The organism is Chromobacterium sp. HL1 (assembly GCF_057418835.1).
On sequence record NZ_CP162399.1, the window covers coordinates 4,482,496 to 4,500,751 of the forward strand.

At 60.4% G+C, this 18,256-nt stretch carries 17 protein-coding genes; 1 reads left to right on the forward strand and 16 read right to left on the reverse strand.

Annotation, left to right across the window (positions count from 1 at the left end):
* Positions 1–69 precede the first annotated feature (69 nt).
* The gene (locus AB1Z25_RS20425; protein ID WP_486636066.1) at positions 70–2,568 is read left to right on the forward strand and encodes a TIR domain-containing protein; all 2,499 of its coding nucleotides are present in this window, start codon (positions 70–72) and stop codon (positions 2,566–2,568) included.
* Between the two features lie 183 nt (positions 2,569–2,751).
* Here the strand turns inward: AB1Z25_RS20425 and glmS are convergent, their stop codons facing one another.
* The 16 genes from glmS to mnmG all read right to left on the reverse strand — a co-directional run bounded on the left by glmS (position 2,752) and on the right by mnmG (position 18,217).
* Entirely contained in the window at positions 2,752–4,581 is a 1,830-nt protein-coding gene (gene glmS, locus AB1Z25_RS20430; RefSeq protein ID WP_486636067.1) for a glutamine--fructose-6-phosphate transaminase (isomerizing), read from the reverse strand.
* Complete coding sequence (locus AB1Z25_RS20435; protein ID WP_227105517.1) at positions 4,581–5,372, reverse strand: DeoR/GlpR family DNA-binding transcription regulator; 792 nt, start codon at positions 5,370–5,372, stop codon at positions 4,581–4,583. The genes glmS and AB1Z25_RS20435 overlap by 1 nt, the downstream gene beginning before the upstream one ends.
* Positions 5,373–5,546: 174 nt before the next feature.
* Positions 5,547–6,914: a bifunctional UDP-N-acetylglucosamine diphosphorylase/glucosamine-1-phosphate N-acetyltransferase GlmU gene (glmU, locus tag AB1Z25_RS20440; protein ID WP_107800955.1), complete on the reverse strand. Its 1,368-nt coding sequence runs from the start codon at positions 6,912–6,914 to the stop codon at positions 5,547–5,549.
* Positions 6,915–6,989: 75 nt separating this feature from the next.
* Positions 6,990–7,412: a F0F1 ATP synthase subunit epsilon gene (locus tag AB1Z25_RS20445; RefSeq protein ID WP_019103740.1), complete on the reverse strand. Its 423-nt coding sequence runs from the start codon at positions 7,410–7,412 to the stop codon at positions 6,990–6,992.
* Between the two features lie 11 nt (positions 7,413–7,423).
* The gene (gene atpD, locus AB1Z25_RS20450; RefSeq protein ID WP_019103741.1) at positions 7,424–8,821 is read right to left on the reverse strand and encodes a F0F1 ATP synthase subunit beta; all 1,398 of its coding nucleotides are present in this window, start codon (positions 8,819–8,821) and stop codon (positions 7,424–7,426) included.
* A gap of 41 nt (positions 8,822–8,862) precedes the next feature.
* On the reverse strand, positions 8,863–9,729 hold the full coding sequence (atpG, locus tag AB1Z25_RS20455) for a F0F1 ATP synthase subunit gamma (protein WP_048410022.1): 867 nt from the start codon (positions 9,727–9,729) through the stop codon (positions 8,863–8,865).
* Positions 9,730–9,772: 43 nt separating this feature from the next.
* A complete protein-coding gene (gene atpA / locus AB1Z25_RS20460) occupies positions 9,773–11,317 on the reverse strand; it encodes a F0F1 ATP synthase subunit alpha (RefSeq protein ID WP_107800956.1) in 1,545 nt (514 codons plus the stop codon).
* Between the two features lie 8 nt (positions 11,318–11,325).
* Positions 11,326–11,862, reverse strand: coding sequence for a F0F1 ATP synthase subunit delta (locus tag AB1Z25_RS20465; protein WP_043589588.1), 537 nt, complete (start codon positions 11,860–11,862; stop codon positions 11,326–11,328).
* Positions 11,863–11,869: 7 nt separating this feature from the next.
* Positions 11,870–12,340: a F0F1 ATP synthase subunit B gene (locus AB1Z25_RS20470; RefSeq protein ID WP_048410019.1), complete on the reverse strand. Its 471-nt coding sequence runs from the start codon at positions 12,338–12,340 to the stop codon at positions 11,870–11,872.
* 50 nt (positions 12,341–12,390) lie between these two features.
* Entirely contained in the window at positions 12,391–12,678 is a 288-nt protein-coding gene (gene atpE / locus AB1Z25_RS20475) for a F0F1 ATP synthase subunit C (RefSeq protein WP_019101091.1), read from the reverse strand.
* A gap of 77 nt (positions 12,679–12,755) precedes the next feature.
* Positions 12,756–13,568 (reverse strand): F0F1 ATP synthase subunit A, encoded by an 813-nt coding sequence (gene atpB, locus AB1Z25_RS20480; protein WP_048413016.1) that lies wholly within the window; start codon positions 13,566–13,568, stop codon positions 12,756–12,758.
* 11 nt (positions 13,569–13,579) lie between these two features.
* Positions 13,580–13,942 carry an ATP synthase subunit I gene (locus AB1Z25_RS20485; RefSeq protein WP_048413015.1) on the reverse strand — a complete coding sequence of 121 codons (363 nt, stop codon included), beginning with the start codon at positions 13,940–13,942 and terminating at the stop codon, positions 13,580–13,582.
* A 90-nt stretch (positions 13,943–14,032) separates the two neighbouring features.
* On the reverse strand, positions 14,033–14,890 hold the full coding sequence (locus tag AB1Z25_RS20490) for a ParB/RepB/Spo0J family partition protein (RefSeq protein WP_227105520.1): 858 nt from the start codon (positions 14,888–14,890) through the stop codon (positions 14,033–14,035).
* Between the two features lie 5 nt (positions 14,891–14,895).
* Complete coding sequence (locus tag AB1Z25_RS20495) at positions 14,896–15,687, reverse strand: ParA family protein (RefSeq protein ID WP_107800958.1); 792 nt, start codon at positions 15,685–15,687, stop codon at positions 14,896–14,898.
* Complete coding sequence (gene rsmG / locus AB1Z25_RS20500; protein WP_048410014.1) at positions 15,684–16,325, reverse strand: 16S rRNA (guanine(527)-N(7))-methyltransferase RsmG; 642 nt, start codon at positions 16,323–16,325, stop codon at positions 15,684–15,686. Before rsmG ends, AB1Z25_RS20495 begins: the two co-directional genes overlap by 4 nt.
* Positions 16,322–18,217, reverse strand: a complete 1,896-nt coding sequence (gene mnmG / locus AB1Z25_RS20505; protein ID WP_227105522.1) for a tRNA uridine-5-carboxymethylaminomethyl(34) synthesis enzyme MnmG — start codon at positions 18,215–18,217, stop codon at positions 16,322–16,324. The genes rsmG and mnmG overlap by 4 nt, the downstream gene beginning before the upstream one ends.
* Positions 18,218–18,256 lie beyond the last annotated feature (39 nt).

Genomic DNA, 18,256 nt, shown 5'->3' on the forward strand with positions numbered 1-18,256 from the left:
TGACACGCACCAAGCAAGTTTCCAGCATACAAGTAAAACGCTTATTTCCACATACGGAGATCTATATCAATGCTTTATCGTGCATTTCTGTCGCACTCCTCAACCGATAAAGAATTTGTCCGTGCAGTTGCCCACGAACTTGGCAGGCAGTTCTGTCTCTTCGACGAACAGGTTTTTGAGGATGGCGAACAATTCAAGGATGCGATCGAGACTATGCTGGACGAAAGCGCAATATTCGTCCTGTTTGTCAGTGAAGCTACACTTGCGCGAATCTGGGTGCAGTTCGAAATCGATGAAGCATGGTATCGGAAACTCGAGGGCCATATTTCCAAGGCGTTGGTTTTCCTTCTGAGTCCTTCCATTCAGTTTGGCTCGCTTCCAAAGTGGCTCAGTCGAGCGAAAATCTCCAACGTTGTCTCTGCCAAGGTAACAGCACGAGAAATCCGCCACCACCAGGATGAATTGCTTCGATCCCACCAACAGGCCTACTTTGAAGGCCGCAGTGCGGACATCGCTAACCTCCAAAGGATATTGACGCCGCTTGGCCAGCGTCCTCCTCGAATTATCGGTGTGTATGGCCTTCCGAGTGTGGGACGAAGAACATTCGTCAACAAAGCAGCTCAGTTAAGCCTCTCTTACCCCAAGACCCTCGAAGTACTAGTGTCAGATGGTGATACGTTGGTAGACGTATCGATCAAACTCGCAAACCTGTTGGAACCGTTCTCTACAAAGGAGGGATTCGATGCAATCGTCGAGTCAATTCGCCGGCAGAACGAGGAGGAGATACTTGAAAGAGACATAGCTAACCTGCGCGCCGCGACGGGCCATAAGGAACTACCCGTTCTGGTTGATGCTGGTGGGATGCTTACTCCTGACGGTTCGTTCACAGAACCCATTCAAAAGCTGATTTCGACGGTTGAAGGCGAGGACGATCTCTATCTGTTCTTTGTCTCAAGCAGGAAACCACCATCAACAACTCCATCCATGAACCTGCGACCTTTAGCGGAAGAAGACACGCAACGACTAATTGCTAAAATCGCAGGCGTTGAGGATGTTGCACTAACAGCAAGTCAGATTAGAGAAATTGCAGAATATGTAAACGGGTATCCGCCCTGCGCATACTTTGCCGTCGATCAGGCGAAAGCCTACGGTGTCCAGTCCGTGATCATGGATAAGAACCGCCTGGTTCAGTTCAGAACATCCGCTTTCGTCAAGTTTCTGAAAGAAAAGCAACTTACAAAAGAGCAGCGCTCTATCTTGATCATGTTGGCCAGGTACAGTCCGGTTCCAGCACAGGTACTAGCAAAGTCACTCTCCTTAGACGAGAAGAGCCTAATCGAGAACTTAGTTGCATTAGTTGATCACTCACTTGTTGTTCCGGATACCAATGGGCTCTATGAGGTTGCCGGTCCGGTTTCAGAGGCAGTGCTCAACCAATTCCGAGATGATTCAGAAATTGATCATGGGAGAGTGTTCTCTACCCTCAAGGATCTCTTGGCTGCGGATGAAGAGGAGCTACCGCGGCTACAGTTGTACCGCCAGTTATTCAAGGCTGCTCTCCGTACCGGGATGCACAAAGACGATGTCTTTCACCTCACCAGTGACCTGATCTCGTTTGCCGAAGACTTTTACCACAGGCGAGAATACCGACAGTGCATAGATGCAGCACGACTTGCCGTTGCCGAGTCACCTACTTCGGTGAGTGGGAGGGACTTCCTGATTCGAGCACTGGTTCAAGAGGGCTTATGGACAGAAGCAGAGGAGGAGCTCCGAACTTTCGCATCTTATGCTCCTGTTCGTGACTACCACTTCCTTAACGGCTTCTACCATCGTAAGGCCGGACACCTGAAGCCTGCTCTGGATGACTTTCATCTCGCAGAGAAGCATGGCCGTAGAGGGACTGCCTTGCACCGTGAGATTGCGAACTGCTACTTCTTGCTGGGTGACTTACCGAAGGCGAAACAGTATGTCGATGACGGTTTGCGAATCAGGGAGAATCGGTTCCTCGTTGATCTCAAAATCCAGATCGCAATTGCAGAGAAGCAAGAGCAAGACGCTCGGGCGGCACTCGTTCAGCTTGAGGCCATCGATTCTGAGGCCTTTGTCTGGCACCGACTCTCGACAGTAGAGCTTCGGTTTGGGAATAGCAGTGACGCACTCCACGCAGCGGAGAGGGCTTTAGTGACTGTAGAGGGCCTCCCACCTTTTGGCATGCTGGCACAATTAACAACGTGCCAGATTCGAGCAGGGCAGCACGCGGAGGCAGACACAACCTTGCAGAGGCTTAATCGCTTTTATAGCAATCAAAAGGGCGACATAAAATTGGGCCTGGAGTGCCGCCTTGAGATCGAGAGACACCGATACAGTAAAGCATTGTCAGTGTTTGCTCGGATTCACGATGCATCAGCCTCTGTATACATATCGATGAAGCGGGATGCTCTGGCTGGCATTCTCAATTCAGCCATCAAAGATGCCGAGCGCAGGGAGTACGGCGAGGAACTCGCAAAGTTAAATAAACAGCTTCAAGACTTCGACCCCACTGCAGCATGGCTCTCGCTAATACTATGACTTACTGGAGCTAGGTTCGCAGCTACTTGCCATATTTAGCGGCTCGTTGTTAGAGCATTCAAGATAAAAGCCCGGCAAGCAAGCTTGCCGGGCTTTGTTACATCTTTATTGTCTGAGATACATCTTTATTATTTAGGCGAGATGTTTACTGTCTGCAAACAGTCACAGCACCAACCGCAAACCTCACTCCACCGTCACGCTCTTGGCCAGGTTGCGCGGCTTGTCGACATCGGTGCCACGCGCCAGCGCCACATGGTAGGCCAGCATCTGCACCGGGATGGCGTGCACCACCGGGCTGAGCACGCCGACATGGCGCGGGGTGCGGATCACGTGCACGCCGTCGGATTCGCTGAAATGGCTGTCCAGATCAGCAAACACGAACAGCTCGCCGCCGCGCGCGCGCACTTCCTGCATATTGGATTTCACCTTTTCCAATAGCGCGTCGTTGGGGGCGATTACCACCACCGGCATGTCTTCGTCCACCAGCGCCAGCGGGCCGTGCTTGAGCTCGCCGGCCGGGTAGGCTTCGGCGTGGATGTAGGAGATTTCCTTCAGCTTGAGCGCGCCTTCCAGCGCGATGGGGAAATGCAGACCGCGGCCCAGGAACAGCGCATTGTCCTTGGCGGCGAACTTGTCGGCCCAAGCCTTGATCTGCGGTTCCAGGTTCAGCGCGTGCTGCACGCTGCCCGGCAGGTGGCGCAGTTCGTCCAGGTAGCGCGCCTCGTCGGCCGCGCTGACCTTGCCGCGCATCTTGCCCAGGGTCACCGCCAGCGCGAACAGGCCCACCAATTGGGTGGTGAAGGCCTTGGTAGAAGCCACGCCGATCTCGGCGCCAGCGCGGGTGAAGAACACCAGTTCGCTGGCGCGCGGAATCGCGGATTCGCGCACATTGCAGATAGACAGCGCGTAGCGGTGGCCCAGTTCCTTGGCGTATTTCAGCGCTTCCATGGTGTCCAGCGTCTCGCCGGATTGGGAGATGGTGGTCACCAGGTAATTGGGGTTGGCCCAGGCGTTGCGGTAGCGGTATTCGCTGGCGATTTCCACGTCGCACTGCACGCCGGCGATGGTTTCGATCCAGTATTTGGCGGTCAGGCCGGCGTAGTAGCTGGTGCCGCAGGCCAGGATCTTGACGCCTTCCAGCTGCGGCAGCACTTCGCCGGCGCGCTCGCCGAACAGCTCGGGATTGAAGCCGTAGTCCTGCACCGCGTCTATGGTGTCGGACAGCGCCTTCGGCTGTTCGTGGATTTCCTTCTGCATGAAGTGGCTGTACGGGCCCAGTTCCAGCGAGGCCAGCGACACGTCGGACACGTGCACCGGGCGCTGCGCCGGCTGGTCGTCCTTGTCCAGCAGTTCCACGCCGTCGCGGGTCAGCCTGCCGATATCGCCCTCTTCCAGGAAGATCACGCGGCGGGTGGCGGATACGATGGCGGAGACGTCGGAGGCGATGAAGTTCTCGCCGTCGCCCAGGCCCACCAGCAGCGGGCAGCCCATGCGCGCGCACACCAGTTCGTCCGGGCGGTCCACCGCGATCACGCCGATGGCGTAAGCGCCAGTCAGCTCGCGGCTGGCGCGCTTGACCGCGTCGAACAGGCTGTCGCCGGCCTGGTAGTAGTGATGCACCAGGTGGGCGATGACTTCGGTGTCGGTCTGGGATTCGAAGGCGTAACCCAGGCCTTTCAGGCGTTCGCGCTGCTCTTCGTGGTTTTCGATGATGCCGTTGTGCACCACGGCGATCTTGCCGAAGGATACGTGCGGGTGGGCGTTGGGTTCGGTGACGCCGCCATGAGTGGCCCAGCGGGTGTGGCCGATGCCCACCTGACCTTGCAGGCTTTCTTCCGCCGCGGCGTTTTCCATCTCCGCAACGCGGCCGACGCGGCGCACGCGACGGATGGCGTCGCCGGCCAAGACCGCCACGCCGGCGGAGTCGTAGCCGCGGTATTCCAGCCGCTTCAGGCCGTCCACCAATACCGGAACCACATTACGCGCCGCGATGGCGCCGACAATGCCGCACATTACTTTCTCCTTGGACTATCAGCGGGCGAGGACGCGCAGATCAGTGCAATGCCCTTCGCCTGAATTTGGGTTCTGGCCTCCGCCGACAAGGCGTCGTCGGTCACCAGGGTATGAATGCGCTCCCACGGCAATTCCAGATTGGGGATGCGCCGGCCTATCTTTTCCGACTCCACCATCACGATGACTTCACGCGCCACTTCGGCCATCACGCGCGACAAGCCCACCAGTTCGTTGAAGGTGGTGGTGCCGCGCTCCAGGTCGATGCCGTCCGCGCCGATGAACAGCTGATCAAAATCATAGGAACGCAGCACCTGTTCCGCCACCTGGCCCTGGAAGGATTCGGAATGCGGGTCCCAGGTGCCGCCGGTCATCAGCAGCGTGGGTTCGTTCTCCAGTTCGCGCAGCGCGCCGGCCACGTTCAGGGAGTTGGTCATCACCACCAGGCCGCGCTTATTGCCCAGCAGCGGGATCATCGCGCTGGTGGTGGTGCCGCTGTCTATGATCACGCGGTTGTGGTCGCGCAGCCGCTCGGCGGCGGCGCGGGCGATGGCGATCTTTCGTTTTGAAACCTGCTCCGCGTCTTCTTCGACCACCATCTCCGACGGCAAGGACACCGCGCCGCCGTAGCGGCGCAGCAGCAGGCCGCCGGTTTCCAGCAGGGCCAGGTCTTTGCGTATGGTCACTTCGGAGGTGGAGAAGCGCTTGGTCAGCTCGTCCACGCTGACCTCGCCGCGTTCCTGCACCAGGGCGGCGATGGCGTGACGGCGTTGCTGAGTGTTTCGCTTGGTCATTTTATGTTTCGTTTCGAAAGTTTCGCGATCATAGCAGCGCCGCTTCGGCTTTGACAAGCGCCGGCCGCGGAAGCGTCGCGCCGCGGCAAGGGGTTGTCGCAAGAATGCCGCCATGAAAAACGGCGCCCATCCTCCAAATCAGGAGAATGGGCGCCGCATGGCGACGGAAGGGAATCAGTCGGTTTTTTTCTGCGGCCGCTTCCAGCCCGGCACCGTGACCTGGCGCGCGCGCGCCACCGTCAGTTCGCCGGCCGGCGCGGTCCGGCTGATCACCGAGCCGGCGCCTATGGTGCTGTAGGATTCCAGCGTCACCGGCGCCACCATCAGGGTGCCGGAGCCGACGAAGACGTTGTCGCCGATCACGGTCTTGAACTTGTTGATGCCGTCGTAATTGCAGGTCACCGAGCCGGCGCCCACATTCACCTTGCCGCCGATCTCGGCGTCGCCGATATAGCTCAGGTGGTTGACCTTGGAGCCTTCGCCGATCACGCTTTTCTTCACTTCGACGAAGTTGCCGATATGCACGTGGCCGGCCAGTTTCGCGCCGGGGCGCAGCCGGGCGTAAGGCCCGATCCGGCATCCCTCGCCCACCACCGCGTCTTCCAGATGCGAGAACGGGGCGATCTTGGTGCCGGCGGCCACTTTGACGTTTTTCAGCACGCAGTGCGCGCCGATGTCCACTTGCTCGCCCAGCTCCACCACGCCTTCGAACACGCAGCCCACGTCTATGCTCACGTCCATGCCGTGGCTAAGTTCGCCGCGGATGTCGATGCGCGCCGGGTCCGCCAGCGTGACGCCGGCTTCCAGCAAGGCTTGCGCCTGGTTGCGCTGCAGGATGCGCTCCAGCTCGGCCAGCTGCACCTTGTTGTTGACGCCGGCGGCTTCCCAGCTGGCGTCCACGCTGGCGCTGTCCACGCTCACGCCGTCCGCCACCGCCAGGGCCAGCACGTCGGTCAGATAGTATTCGCCCTGGGCGTTGCCGTTATTGAGCGCGGCAAGCCAGCCGGCCAGCCGCGCATTGGGCAGGGCCATCATGCCGGTGTTGATTTCACGGATCGCCAGTTGCGCCGGCGTACAGTCCTTGTGCTCGACGATGGCTTGGAGCTTGCCGTCCGCGCCGCGCACCATGCGGCCGTAGCCGCTGGCGTCGTCCAGCACGTCGGTCAGCACCGCCATGCCGGCGCCGGCGGCGCCGGACAAGCGATGCAGCGTGTCCGCCTTGGTCAGCGGCACGTCGCCGTACAACACCATGGTCTTGCCGTCCTTCGGCAGGTGCGGCAGGGCCATCTTCAGCGCGTGGCCGGTGCCCAGCTGCTCGGCCTGCTCGGCCCAGATCAGGTCCGCGTCCGGGATGGCCGCCCGCACCTGTTCGCCGCCGTGGCCGTACACCACGATCAGACGCGCAGGCTTCAAGGCGCGCGCAGTGCGGATCACCCGCGCCAGCATCGGCTCGCCGCCTATGGGGTGCAATACCTTGGGTTTGGAGGAGTACATGCGCTTGCCCTTGCCGGCAGCGAGAATGACGATGCTGAGACTGTCCATGGTTTTTTCACGACTCGAAAACGGAAAAAGGCTGCCACTTGCGTGGCAGCCTACTATACACGATTACATCTCTTATCAGTGGGCGCGCTTCTTGAGGAAATCCAGCGCCTTCAACTCCGCGATGGCCACTGCCAGAGCAGCGTGCGCCTTCGCGGTGGAGAGGTCGTCGGTGGCACGCTTGAGAGAATCCTCCGCAGCGCGTTTTGCCTCATTGGCGCGGGCCTCGTCGAGATCCTCGCCGCGAATCGCCGTATCGGCCAGCACGGTGATCAGGCTGGGCTGCACTTCCATCATGCCGCCAGACACTGCCACCAGTACTTCTTCGCTGCTGCCCGGCACTTTCAGACGCAGTACGCCGGGCTTGATACGGGTCAGGAGCGGCACGTGTTGGGGATACACACCGATCTCGCCTTCGGTAGCCGGCGCAACCACGAACTCAGCTTCGCCGGAGAAGATCATTTGCTCGGTGCTGACCACTTCCACACGCATCTTGGACATCAGCCCTCTCCTTAGTTAAGGGTCTTGGCTTTCTCGGCAGCTTCTTCAATGGAGCCAACCATGTAGAACGCTTGTTCCGGCAGATGGTCGTACTCGCCAGCGAGAATGGCCTTGAAACCCTTGATGGTTTCGCGCAGCGGCACGTATTTGCCCGGCGAGCCGGTAAATACTTCAGCCACGTGGAACGGCTGGGACAGGAAGCGCTGGATCTTACGGGCGCGAGCCACGACCAGTTTGTCTTCCTCGGACAGTTCGTCCATACCCAGAATCGCGATGATGTCGCGCAGTTCCTTGTAACGCTGCAGCGTGGACTGCACGCCACGGGCTACCGTGTAGTGCTCGTCGCCTACCACCAGCGGATCCAGCTGACGCGAGGTGGAGTCGAGCGGATCCACCGCCGGGTAGATACCCAGCGAAGCGATGTCGCGCGACAGAACCACGGTGGCGTCCAAGTGGGCGAAGGTGGTCGCCGGGGACGGATCGGTCAAGTCATCCGCAGGCACGTATACGGCCTGGATGGAGGTGATCGAGCCATCGCGGGTCGAAGTAATGCGCTCTTGCAGACGGCCCATTTCTTCCGCCAGCGTCGGCTGATAGCCCACGGCGGAAGGCATACGGCCCAGCAGAGCGGATACTTCGGTACCGGCCAGGGTGTAGCGGTAGATGTTGTCCACGAAGAACAGCACGTCGCGGCCTTTGCCGCTTTCGTCTTTCTCGTCGCGGAAGTGCTCGGCCATGGTCAGACCGGTCAGGGCCACGCGCAGACGGTTGCCCGGCGGCTCGTTCATCTGGCCGTACACCATCGCCACTTTGTCCAGTACGTTGGAGTCCTTCATCTCGTGATAGAAGTCGTTGCCTTCACGAGTGCGCTCACCAACGCCGGCAAACACGGACAAACCGGAGTGTGCCTTGGCGATGTTGTTGATCAGTTCCATCATGTTCACGGTCTTGCCCACGCCGGCGCCGCCGAACAGGCCCACTTTGCCGCCTTTGGCGAACGGGCACAGCAGGTCGATCACCTTGATGCCGGTTTCCAGCAGGTCGGTGGCGGGGGACAGTTCGTCGAACTTCGGAGCGGGCTGGTGGATGGCGCGGCGAACATCGGTCGCTACCGCGCCGGCTTCGTCCACCGGGTTGCCCAAGACATCCATGATGCGGCCCAGGGTGGCGCTGCCCACCGGCACCGAGATCGGTGCGCCGGTGTTGACTACGCTCATGCCACGCTTCAGGCCGTCAGAGCTGCCCATGGCGATGGTGCGCGCTACGCCGTCGCCCAGCTGCTGCTGGACTTCGAGCGTCAGGTCGGCATCAACCAGCTTCAGGGCATCATAAACCTTTGGCATGGCGTCGCGCGGAAACTCCACGTCGATCACCGCGCCAATGATTTGTACGATTTTACCTTGGCTCATTATCGGTTCCTAAACATTAAACTTTTTCAGTCTGCGACGGCTTACACCGCTGCGGCGCCTGCCACGATTTCAGACAATTCGGTAGTGATCGCCGCCTGACGAGCCTTGTTGTACACAAGTCGCAGTTGCTTGATCGTGTTACCGGCGTTGTCCGTGGCGGATTTCATCGCCACCATGCGGGCAGCTTGCTCGGAGGCCATGTTCTCGGCCATCGCCTCGAACACAACCGACTCGATATAGCGTTTGACCAGGAACTCCATCACGGCAAGGGCGCTCGGCTCGTACAGGTAATCCCACGAGTGCGAGTGCTCCACCACCATGTGTTCCGAGGTCAACGGCAGCAGCTGTTCAGTCGCCGGCTCCTGCTTCATCGTGTTGATGAAACGGGAGTAAACGATGTAGAGCGCGTCCAGTTCGCCTTCGGCGTACTGCTTGAACAGCACCGTAAGCGGGCCAATCAGTTTTTCCATCTTCGGCACATCGCCGAGCTGGGTTGCGCTGGCCACAACGTTGAGGCGCGCGCGCTGGCATGCCGCCAGGCCTTTCTGGCCCAGGCAGCAGACATCCACTTCGATGCCCTGGTCCTGCAGATCCTTGACTTGGGCGAAGAAGCGCTTGAGCGTGTTCACGTTCAAGCCGCCGCACAGGCCCTTGTCGGAGGTCATCAGGATGATGCCGGCGCGTTTGACTACGTCGCGGCTTTGCAACAGCGGGTGCTCAAGATCCGTGTTCGCCTGAGCAAGGTGCGCCATGACTGTGCGCACCTTCTCGGCGTAAGGACGGGCAGCGCGCATACGCTCTTGCGTTTTGCGCATCTTGGAGGTCGCCACCATTTGCATTGCGCGAGTGATCTTCTGCGTGTTTTGCACGCTTCGGATCTTGGTGAGAATCTCTTTGCCGACTGCCATTCCTGAACCTTTCCTAGTAACTGTTTGCGTTAACCGAAAAGACTCAGTTGTAGCTGAAGCCAGCCTTGAACGATTCCATCGCCTTGGCCAGGATTTTCTCGTTGTCGCCGGACAGATCGCCGGAAGCGTTCACCGCGGCCAACACGTCGTGGTGGTTCGCGCGCACATAGGCGAGGAACGCCGCTTCGAAAGCCAGGGCTTTCTTCACCGGAACGTCTTCGTAGCTGCCCTTGTTCACCGCCCACAGGGTCAACGCCATTTCGGCGGTGGCCAGCGGCAGGAACTGCTTCTGCTTCATCAGCTCGGTCACCACTTCGCCGTGTTGCAGTTGCTTGCGGGTAGCCTCGTCCAGATCGGAAGCGAACTGCGAGAACGCAGCCAATTCACGGTACTGGGCCAGGGCCAGACGGATACCGCCGCCCAGCTTCTTGATCACCTTGGTCTGCGCGGCGCCGCCAACGCGGGATACCGAGATACCGGCGTTGATGGCCGGGCGGATGCCTGCGTTGAAGAGGTCGGTTTCCAGGAAGATCTGACCGTCGGTGATCGAGATCACGTTGGTCGGCACGAAGGCGGAAACGTCGCCGGCCTGGGTTTCGATGATAGGCAGCGCGGTCAGGGAACCGGTCTTGCCTTTCACTTCGCCGTTGGTCAGCTTGGCCACTTCGTCTTCATTGATGCGGGAAGCGCGTTCCAGCAGACGGGAGTGCAGATAGAACACGTCGCCGGGGTAGGCTTCGCGGCCCGGCGGACGGCGCAGCAGCAGCGAAATCTGACGGTAGGCGACGGCTTGCTTGGACAAGTCGTCGTACACGATCAGCGCGTCTTCGCCGATGTCGCGGAAGTATTCGCCCATCGCGCAGCCGGAGTACGGGGCGATGAACTGCAGCGCGGCGGCTTCGGAAGCGGTCGCGGCCACCACGATGGTGTGGCCCAGCGCGCCGTGTTCTTCCAGCTTGCGCACCACGTTGGCGATGGAGGAGGCCTTTTGGCCAATCGCCACGTAGATGCACACTACGCCGGTGCCTTTTTGGTTGATGATCGCATCCAGCGCCACCGCGGTCTTGCCGGTCTGGCGGTCGCCGATGATCAGCTCGCGCTGACCGCGGCCAACCGGAACCATCGAGTCGATGGCCTTCAGGCCGGTCTGCATCGGCTGGGATACCGATTGACGCGCAATCACGCCCGGCGCGATCTTTTCGATCGGGCTGGACAGCTTGGCGTTAACCGGGCCCTTGCCGTCGATCGGCTGACCCAGGGCGTTGACCACGCGGCCAACCAGTTCCGGACCTACCGGAACTTCCAGAATGCGACCGGTACAAGTAACTTCGTCGCCTTCCGAGATGTGCTCGTACTCGCCCAGAACCACGGCGCCGACAGAGTCGCGCTCCAGGTTCATCGCGAGGCCGAAGGTGTTGCCCGGGAATTCGAGCATTTCACCCTGCATCACGTCTGCCAGGCCATGGATACGAACGATGCCGTCGGTCACGGAAATCACGGTACCTTTGGTACGGGTTTCTGCGCCTTCGGCCAGGTTCTGAATCTTCGCCTTGATCAGATCGCTGATTTCAGAGGGGTTCAACTGCATGATCTCTCCTAATTCTTGAGGCTTACTGCCATGGCTTGCAGTTTGCCGCGCACGGAAGCGTCGATGACATCGTCGCCTACCAACACACGAACCCCGCCGATCAGGTCAGGGTTGTCACGCACATCAATCCGTACGGATTTGCCGTACTTCTTGGAAAGCGTGTCGGTCAGTTCGGCTTGCTGTGCATCGTTCATTGCAAACGCCGTTTCCACCACGGCATCCACAACGCCTTCCGCTTGCGCCTTGAACACTTCAAACTGTTCGGCGATTTGCGGCAGCAGCGTCAAACGGTTGTTCTCGATCAGCGCGGCCAGAAAACGTTTTACGTCTTCGTTGCCGCGCGCGCCCAGAACATCCAGCATCAGCGCCTCAAGCTCTTGTGCGGTATGTTTCGGATTGGTGATGACGGCTTCCAAATCCGGGTTCTTCACCATGGCAGCCAGCCACGACAGCGATTCCGACCATTGCTGGGTGGCGTGCTGCTCGGTGGCGAGGCTGTATACCGCTTCGGCATAGGGCCTAGCTACGGTAATGAGTTCTGCCATGAGTTAATTAAAACTCCGCTTTGATGGAGGCAAGCAGATCAGCGTGCTTGGCCGAGTCGATCTCTTTGCGCAGGATCTTCTCTGCGCCCGCAACCGCCAGGTCGGCCACTTGCGCGCGCAGGGTTTCCTTGGCGCGCAGGACTTCCTGATCGATCTCAGACTTGGCGTCGGCCACAATGCGCGCGCCTTCAACGCGTGCGGCATCCTTGGCTTCGTCCACGATCTGGCTGGCGCGCTTTTCAGCGGCCATCACGATTTCGGTCGCTTGCTGTTTGGCCTTGCGGAGTTCGTCCGCAACGCGCTTTTCAGCGGCTTCCAGATCTTGCTTGCCACGCTCGCCGGCGGCCAGGCCGTCTGCGATGCGCTTGGCGCGCTCATCCATCATGTTGGTAAGCGGAGGCCAAACAAACTTCATGGTGAACCATACCAGGATGGCGAACGTGATCGCCTGGCCCAGTAGTGTTACGTTGAATTCCACGCTTGTTTTCCTCCAGTAGTATTACTGCAACAACCAATTCCGCTTAAAAATTAAGCGCCGGCTTTCAGAGCGGCCAGGGCGGCGGACAGGAACGGGTTATTGAAGGTGTACAGCATGGCGATACCAACACCGATCATGGAGATGGCGTCCAGCAGACCGGCCAGAATGAACAGTTTGGTTTGCAGAACCGGGATCATTTCCGGTTGACGGGCGGAGGACTCGAGGAATTTGCCACCCAGGATGGCAAAACCCAGAGCAGTACCGATGGCGCCCAGGCCAATGATCAGGGCAGCGGCCAGTACGGTCATGGACTGGATCTGAGAAACGAGTGCTTCCATTGTGTATCTCCTAAGACTTAATCAAGGATGGTTGGTAAAAAAGCTAAAAAAACAAAGGTAAAACAAAGAAACCGGTATTAGTGCGCTTCCACCGCCAGGCTCAGGTACACGATGGTCAGCATCATGAACACGAAGGCCTGCAGGGTGATGATCAGAATATGGAAGATCGCCCACGGCGCGCCCAGCAGCCATTGCAGGCCCCAGGGCAGCAGCGCGATCAGGATGAAGATCATTTCGCCGGCGTACATATTGCCGAACAAACGCAGGGACAGCGAAATCGGCTTGGCCAGCAGTTCCACCATCTGCAACAGGAAGTTGGCCGGGGCCAGCAGGATCTTGCCCACGGTGCCTTCCGCGTGGAAAGGCGCGGTGAACAGTTCCTTGGTGTAGCCGCCCACGCCCTTGGCGCTAATGGAGAAGCCGATGATGCAGAACATCACGGACAAGGACATCGCGAAGGTGGCGTTGACGTCGGCGGACGGCACGACGCGGAAGTAAACATGATGCGGCTCGGCGCCGAAGAAGGTGTAACCCACCCACTGGGCCAGCGTCGGCAGCAGATCCACCGGCAGCAGGTCCATGAAGTTCATCAGGAAGATCCAGCAGAAAATGGTCAGCGCCAGCGGAGCGATCACCTTGCTCTGGCCGTGGAATACGTCGCGCACCTGCTTGTCCACCATCTCCACGATGCTTTCCACAAACAGCTGCAGCCGGCCCGGATTCTCCAGCTTGGCCTTGCGCGCCACGACGGCGAACACGCCGGCGAAGATGAAGGCGAGAACCAGCGAAATGGAGAAGGTATCAAGGTGCAGGCTCCAGAAGCCGGCGGAAGGATCCGAATTCCAGAAGGTGAGGTGGTGCTTGATGTAGTCAGTTGCGTTGCTTGCCATCGCTCATTTTCTCAATTTTTGATTAAAAGCCCGAACCAGTAGCCGGATACGGCGGCAAAAAATCCGCCAAAAAGACCGACTATCGATAAATCCTTGAAAAATACCAAAGTCGCACCAAATATCAGGATGGTGAGGACGTATTTGACGGCCTCTGCCCTGAAATGCGCTTTCATCAGTTCCGCGGGAGCGACATGGCGCTTGGCGTAGGCGATTCTGGCGTACACCAGAGCCGGCACCAAGGCCGACAATCCGCCAAGCAAGACAGAAACCGGAACGGCCAGGTTTCCTCCCCCTGCAACCATTCCGATCAGCAGCGCGACCCCCACCAGGGTGCACTGCAGGCGCAGTATACGCTTAACTTCTGGATTAACCATGTTTACCCAGCAAAAAAACCGCCGAATTATAGGCTTCACGCTTGATTTGCGTCAACTTGCCTGTCATTGACATGCTGCGTTGCAACAGTCTCATTTGCTTGAAGTTTTCTGCAGCTTTTCCAGCAAGCCTTCCAGCTCGTCCAGCGTTGCATATTCTATGACCAGCCTGCCGTTGCCGCGGTTTGCGTGACGGATGCTGACGCGCGCGCCTATGCGTTCCGACACCTGTTCCGCCAGCCGGCTCACGTCCGGGTCTGTCTGTTTTTGCTGCGGTGCAACTGTGGTTTTTTCCACAGCTTTCTGCTGTACCCTGCGCTCCACCTCGCGCACGGACAGGCCTTTCTCGCCCACCTCCTGCGCCAGACCCAGCTGCTCAACCACCGGCAGCGCCAGCAAGGCGCGCGCATGGCCCATCTCCAGCCGCCCCTGATGCAGCATGGTCTGCACCGGCTCCGGCAGGGCCAGCAGGCGCAATAGATTGCTGACCGCGCTGCGCGAACGGCCCACCGCGTCGGCGGCGGCCTCGTGGGTCAGGCCGAACTCGTCGATCAGGCGCTTGAGGCCCTGGGCCTCCTCGATGGGGTCCAGTTCCTGGCGCTGAATGTTTTCGATCAGCGCCATTGCCAGCGCCGCTTCGTCCGGCACGCTCTTGATCACCGCGGGCACTTCGGACAAGCCGGCCTTGCGCGAGGCGCGCCAGCGCCGCTCGCCGGCGATCAGTTCGTAATCGCCAAAGCCGATTTCGCGCACCACCAGCGGCTGAATCACGCCCTGGGAGCGAATGGACGCGGCCAATTCGTCCAGCGCGCCCTCGTCCATGAAGCTGCGCGGCTGGTATTTGCCGGGACGGATGCTGTCGATGGGAAGGGAAGTCAATCTGTCGTCCACTGTCTCGGCAGTGGACAGGAGCGCGTCCAGGCCGCGCCCCAATCCTTTTAATTTGGCCATATCGCTTAGACGGAGGGGGTTGTGGTTGCGGGCTCTAGCCTGTCCGCCAGCTCTTGCGCCAGCGCAAGATAGGCTTGCGCGCCGCGCGAGGCGCGATCGTAGACCAGGCCAGGCAAGCCGTGGCTGGGCGCTTCCGCCAGCCGCACATTGCGCGGTATCACGGTGTCGAACACCTTGGCGCCGAAATGGCGGGCCAGTTGCTCGGACACCTGCTGCGACAAATTATTGCGCGCGTCGAACATGGTGCGCAGCAGGCCCATGATCTCGATCTTGGGATTCACCGCCACTCGCACCTTGCGCAAGGTCGCCACCAGGTCGGACAGGCCTTCCAGCGCGTAGTATTCGCACACCATCGGGATCAGCACGCTGTGCGCCGCCACCAGCCCGTTCAGGGTCAGCAGGTTCAGCGAGGGCGGGCAGTCTATCAGCACGTAGTCGTACTGCTCCTCCACCGCCTGCAGCGCGTTCTTCAGCCGCGCCTCGCGCGCCAGCTCGTTGACCAGTTCCAGCTCCGCGCCGCCCAGATCGCGGTTGGCGGGCAGCACGTCGTAACCGCCCTCCTTCGCCGGCTGACGCGCGTCTTCGATCGAAGCCTCGCCCAGCAGCACGTCGTAGCCGGACAGTTTCAGGGATTGCTTGGCGATGCCGCTACCCATGGTGGCATTGCCCTGCGGGTCGAGATCGACAATCAGCACGCGCCGGCCCAAGTCGGCCAGGCCCGCCGCCAGATTCACCACAGTCGTGGTCTTGCCGACCCCGCCCTTCTGGTTGGCGACCGCGATCACCCTTGAATTCATTGCGCACCCACCCCTTCCAGGCGCATTCTCACCAGGTGCCGTTCAGCATCCAGGCCCGGCACTGTCACCGGCAATACTTCGGAAACCACCGTACCCTGCGGCAACAAGGCGATTTCCTCGTAAGGATAGACACCCTTCATTGCTACATATTGACCGTGATCCGCCAGCAAGTGGCGGGTCAGCTTGACGAACTCGGCCAGCTCGGAAAACGCCCGGCTGGTGATGCGGTCGAACTTCTGTTCCGGCTGGTAAGCCTCCACCCGCTCGGTCATCACCTGCACATTGGGCAGGCCCAGTTCCACCACCACCTGACGCAGGAAGGTGGTTTTCTTATGGTTGGAATCCAGCAGCACCACTTGCAGATCCGGGCGGGCGATCGCCGCCGGGATGCCGGGCATGCCGCCGCCGGAGCCGACGTCCAGCAGGCGGCTGCCGCCGTCCAGATGCGGCACCAGGCTCAGGCTGTCCAGCAGATGGTAGCTGACCATGCGCTTTTCCTCGCGCACCGCGGTCAGGTTATAGGTCTGGTTCCACTTGGCCAGCAGCGCCAGATAGCGGTCCAGCAAATCGATTTGCGCGTCGCTCAGTTCCAGTTTCAGCTGCGACAGGCCTTGTTGTAGTTCTGCGTTATGTGTCATGCGGTTTTCGTTGCGTCGGCAAAGCCGCGTTTCAGGTGGACCATCAAAAGAGCAACCGCCGCCGGGGTAATGCCCTGGATGCGCGAAGCCTGCCCCAGGGTTTCCGGGCGTTGCTGGTTCAGTTTCTGCTGCACTTCCTTGGACAGGCCCTTGACCAGACCGTAGTCGATGTCGGCCGGCAGGCGCACGTCTTCAAGGTTGTCGCGGCGCGCCAGTTCTTCGTTCTGGCGGTTGATATAGCCTTGGTATTTGACCTGAATTTCCACCTGCTCGGCAACCGCCTCGTCCGCCACCGCGCCGCCGGCCTCCGGCAGCGTCATCAAATCGGCGTAGGCGACATTGGGCCGCTTCAGCAAATCGTACAGGCTGTATTCGCGCTCTATCGCCTTGCCCAGCAACGCTTGCAGCGCGGCGGCGTCGCTCAGCCGCGCCGGATGCAGCCAGGTGGCCTTCAGGCGGGCCTTCTCCGCCTCCACCGCGTCGCGTTTGCGGCAGAAGCTGTCCCATTGGGCATCGCCGATCAGGCCGTGTTGGCGGGCAATCTCGGTCAGGCGCAGGTCGGCGTTGTCTTCGCGCAACTGCAGGCGGAATTCGGCGCGGCTGGTGAACATGCGGTAAGGCTCGGCCACGCCCTTGGTGATCAGATCGTCCACCAATACGCCCAGATAGGCTTCATCGCGGCGCGGACACCAGCTAGCCTGGTCCCGAGCGAACAGGGCGGCGTTCATGCCGGCCAGCAGGCCCTGGGCGGCGGCTTCTTCATAGCCGGTGGTGCCGTTGATCTGGCCGGCGAAGAACAGACCCTGGATCGCCTTGGTCTCCAGCGAGGCCTTCAGGCCGCGCGGGTCGAAGTAGTCGTATTCGATCGCGTAGCCGGGCCGCAGGATGTGGGCGTTCTCCATGCCGCGGATCGAACGCACCGCCGCCAGCTGGATGTCGAAGGGCAGGCTGGTGGAAATCCCGTTGGGGTAGAACTCGTGCGTGGTCAGGCCTTCCGGCTCCAGGAAGACCTGGTGGCTGTCCTTGTCGGCGAAGCGGTTGATCTTGTCTTCGATGGACGGGCAGTAACGCGGGCCAACGCCTTCTATCACCCCGGTGAACATCGGGCTGCGGTCGAAGCCGGAGCGGATGATCTCGTGGGTGCGTTCATTGGTGTGGGTGATCCAGCACGGCAGTTGCTTGGGATGCAGCGCGCGGCTGCCGCGGTAGGAGAACACCGGCTCCGGCGTGTCGCCCGGCTGCTCTTCCATCACCGAAAAATCGACGCTGCGGCCGTCGATGCGCGGCGGCGTGCCGGTTTTCAGCCGTCCCACCGGCAGGGCCAGTTCGCGCAAGCGCGCGCCCAGCGTGGACGCGGCCTGATCGCCGGCGCGGCCGCCGGTGTAGTTCTCCATGCCGACATGGATCTTGCCGGACAGGAAGGTGCCGGCGGTCAACACCACGGTCTTGGCGCGGAAGGTGATGCCGATGGCGGTGATGGCGCCGGCGACGCGGTCGCCCTCTATCAGCAGATCGTCCACCGGCTGCTGGAACAGCGTCAGATTGGGCTGGTTCTCCAGCATCTCGCGGATCGCCGCCTTGTACAGGATGCGGTCGGCCTGGGCGCGGGTAGCGCGCACCGCCGGGCCCTTGGAGGCGTTGAGGGTGCGGAACTGGATGCCGCCAATGTCGGTGGCTAGCGCCATCGCGCCGCCCAGGGCATCCACTTCCTTGACCAGATGGCCCTTGCCGATGCCGCCGATCGACGGATTGCACGACATCTGACCCAAGGTCTCGATGTTGTGCGTCAAAAGAAGGGTGTCGCAGCCCATGCGCGCGGCCGCCAGCGCGGCCTCGGTGCCGGCATGGCCGCCGCCCACCACTATCACGTCGAAGTTTGTCGGATAAATCATGGCTTTGTCGGAAAGAGCAAATCGAACGGAAAAACGGCC